At 53.6% G+C, this 2,935-nt stretch carries 1 rRNA gene; it reads right to left on the bottom strand.

Annotation, left to right across the window (positions count from 1 at the left end):
• Nucleotides 1–106 precede the first annotated feature (106 nt).
• A 23S ribosomal RNA gene (locus IFS44_RS21485) occupies nt 107–2,903 on the bottom strand.
• Nucleotides 2,904–2,935: the final 32 nt, after the last annotated feature.

The following is a 2,935-nucleotide window of genomic DNA, read 5'->3' as shown; positions in this document are numbered from 1 at the left end:
GACCAATCCCTCGACGGCGAGGGGATTGGCAATCTGGCGTCGTCTTAATCATCCGCACCCATCTCTGACGCTGGTTGCCCAGTGTTGTCATTGATGGTGTGAGACTCTCAAGCGCGAATAGAGCAATTAGTATCGGTTAGCTCCATGCGTTACCGCACTTCTACATCCGATCTATCAACGTCGTGGTCTCCGACGGCTCTATGAAATCTTATCTCGAGGGAGGCTTCCCGCTTAGATGCTTTCAGCGGTTATCCCGTCCATACATAGCTACCCAGCTGCGCTCTTGGCAGAACGACTGGTACACCAGAGGTATGTTCAACCCGGTCCTCTCGTACTAGGGTCAACTCCTCTCAAATTTCGACGCCCACGGCAGATAGGGACCAAACTGTCTCGCGACGTTCTGAACCCAGCTCACGTACCACTTTAATTGGCGAACAGCCAAACCCTTGGGACCTGCTCCAGCCCCAGGATGTGATGAGCCGACATCGAGGTGCCAAACAACCCCGTCGATATGAGCTCTTGGGGGTTATCAGCCTGTTATCCCCGGCGTACCTTTTATCCGTTGAGCGATGGCCCTTCCACGAGGGACCACCGGATCACTATGACCGACTTTCGTCTCTGCTCGACTTGTCAGTCTCGCAGTCAGGCGGGCTTATGCCATTGCACTCTAACAGACGGTTTCCGACCGTCCTGAGCCCACCATTGCGCGCCTCCGTTACTCTTTAGGAGGCGACCGCCCCAGTCAAACTACCCGCCACAGAGGGTCCCTGTTCCGGCTTACGGAACGAGGTTAGACATCAGAAACAAACAGGGTGGTATTTCACCTATGGCTCCACATCAGCTGGCGCCGATGCTTCAAAGCCTCCCACCTATGCTACACAGTTTCTTCCTAATGCCACTCTGAAGCTGCAGTAAAGGTGCACGGGGTCTTTCCGTCTAACCGCGGGTACTCCGCATCTTCACGGAGAATTCAATTTCGCTGAGCATGTCCTGGAGACAGTGGGGAAGTCGTTACGCCATTCGTGCAGGTCGGAACTTACCCGACAAGGAATTTCGCTACCTTAGGACCGTTATAGTTACGGCCGCCGTTTACCTGGGCTTCATTTCAGAGCTTGCACCCCTCCACTTAACCTTCAGGCACCGGGCAGGCGTCAGGCCCTATACGTCGTCTTGAAGCCGACTTAGCAGAGCCCTGTGTTTTTGCTAAACAGTCGCTACCCCCTGGCCTGTGCCCCCTCAAAGTGCTTGCGCATAGTGAGGGCCTCCTTCTTCCGAAGGTACGGAGGCAATTTGCCGAGTTCCTTCAGGACACTTCTCTCAAGCGCCTTGGTATACTCTACCTGACCACCTGTGTCGGTTTCGGGTACGGTCTATACGGTGGGGCTATTTCCTGGAACCATTTCGAAGCCATCCCAATCCGATAAGGGATGACAACACACATGATCCGTCACACACCACCAGGCCCACGAATATTAACGTGGTTCCCATCGACTACCCCCTTCGGGCTCGTCTTAGGGGCCGGCTCACCCTGCGCGGATTAGCCTTGCGCAGGAACCCTTGGTCTTTCGGCGAGAGGGCATCTCACCCTCTTTATCGCTACTCATGTCTGCATTCGCACTTCCGATACCTCCACGACCCATTACCAGATCGCTTCACAGGCTTACGGAACGCTCCGCTACCGCGTACCACATAAGTGGCACACCCTAAGCTTCGGCACGTATCTTGAGCCCCGTTACATCTTCGCCGCAGGACCTCTTGTTTAGACCAGTGAGCTGTTACGCTTTCTTTAAAGGATGGCTGCTTCTAAGCCAACCTCCTGGTTGTTTTGGAAGTCCCACATGCTTTCCCACTTAGATACGATTTGGGGGCCTTAGCTGTAGGTCAGGGCTGTTTCCCTTTTGACGACGGACCTTAGCACCCGCCGTCTGTCTCCCGCATATCACTCTTAGGTATTCGGAGTTTGGTTAGGTTTGGTAGATCTCGCGACCCCCTAGCCCATCCAGTGCTCTACCCCCTAAGGTGTTCGTGCGAGGCACTACCTCAATAGTTTTCGCGGAGAACCAGCTATTTCCCGGCTTGATTGGCCTTTCACCCCTAAACACAACTCATCCGGTAACTTTTCAACGTTAATCGGTTCGGACCTCCAGTGCATGTTACTGCACCTTCATCCTGGTCATGCCTAGATCGCCGGGTTTCGGGTCTAATACATCAAACTCTGGCGCCCTATTCAGACTCGCTTTCGCTGCGCCTACACCTATCGGCTTAAGCTTGCTTGATACATTAAGTCACAGACCCATTATGCAAGAGGTACGCTGTCAGGCCATAAAAGCCCTCCAACTGCTTGTAGGCAATCCGTTTCAGGTACTGTTTCACTCCCCTCATCGGGGTGCTTTTCACCTTTCCCTCACGGTACTAGTTCGCTATCGGTCATGTACGAGTATTTAGGCTTGGAGGGTGGTCCCCCCATGTTCAGACAGAATTTCACGTGTTCCGCCCTACTCGAGTCCTGAATTCTCACTTTCGTATACGGGGCTGTCACCCGCTATGGCGTCACTTTCCAGAGACTTCTACTAGTTGAAATTCAGGCACTGGCCTGGTCCGCGTTCGCTCGCCACTACTAACGGAATCTCGGTTGATGTCTTTTCCTCCAGCTACTGAGATGTTTCAGTTCGCCGGGTTCGCTTCACGAAGCCTATTTTATTCAGCTAAGTGATACCTAACCTAATTAACCCAAGCTGCGCGTTGCCACACAGTTCGGATTAATCGGGATAGGTGGGTTTCCCCATTCGGAAATCGCGGGGTCAAAGCTTGCTCACAGCTCACCCGCGCTTATCGCAGCGTGCCACGTCCTTCATCGCCTGTACATGCCAAGGCATCCACGAATTGCCCTTACCTCACGCTTGAGAGTCCACACCACCAACGACATCACTGGGTG

Source organism: Sphingomonas sp. CFBP 13706 (assembly GCF_014842355.1).
Classification (GTDB): Bacteria; Pseudomonadota; Alphaproteobacteria; order Sphingomonadales; family Sphingomonadaceae; genus Sphingomonas; species Sphingomonas aerolata.
The sequence above is the reverse complement of the archived record's forward strand: the minus strand, read 5'-3'. Positions and strand labels throughout refer to the sequence as shown.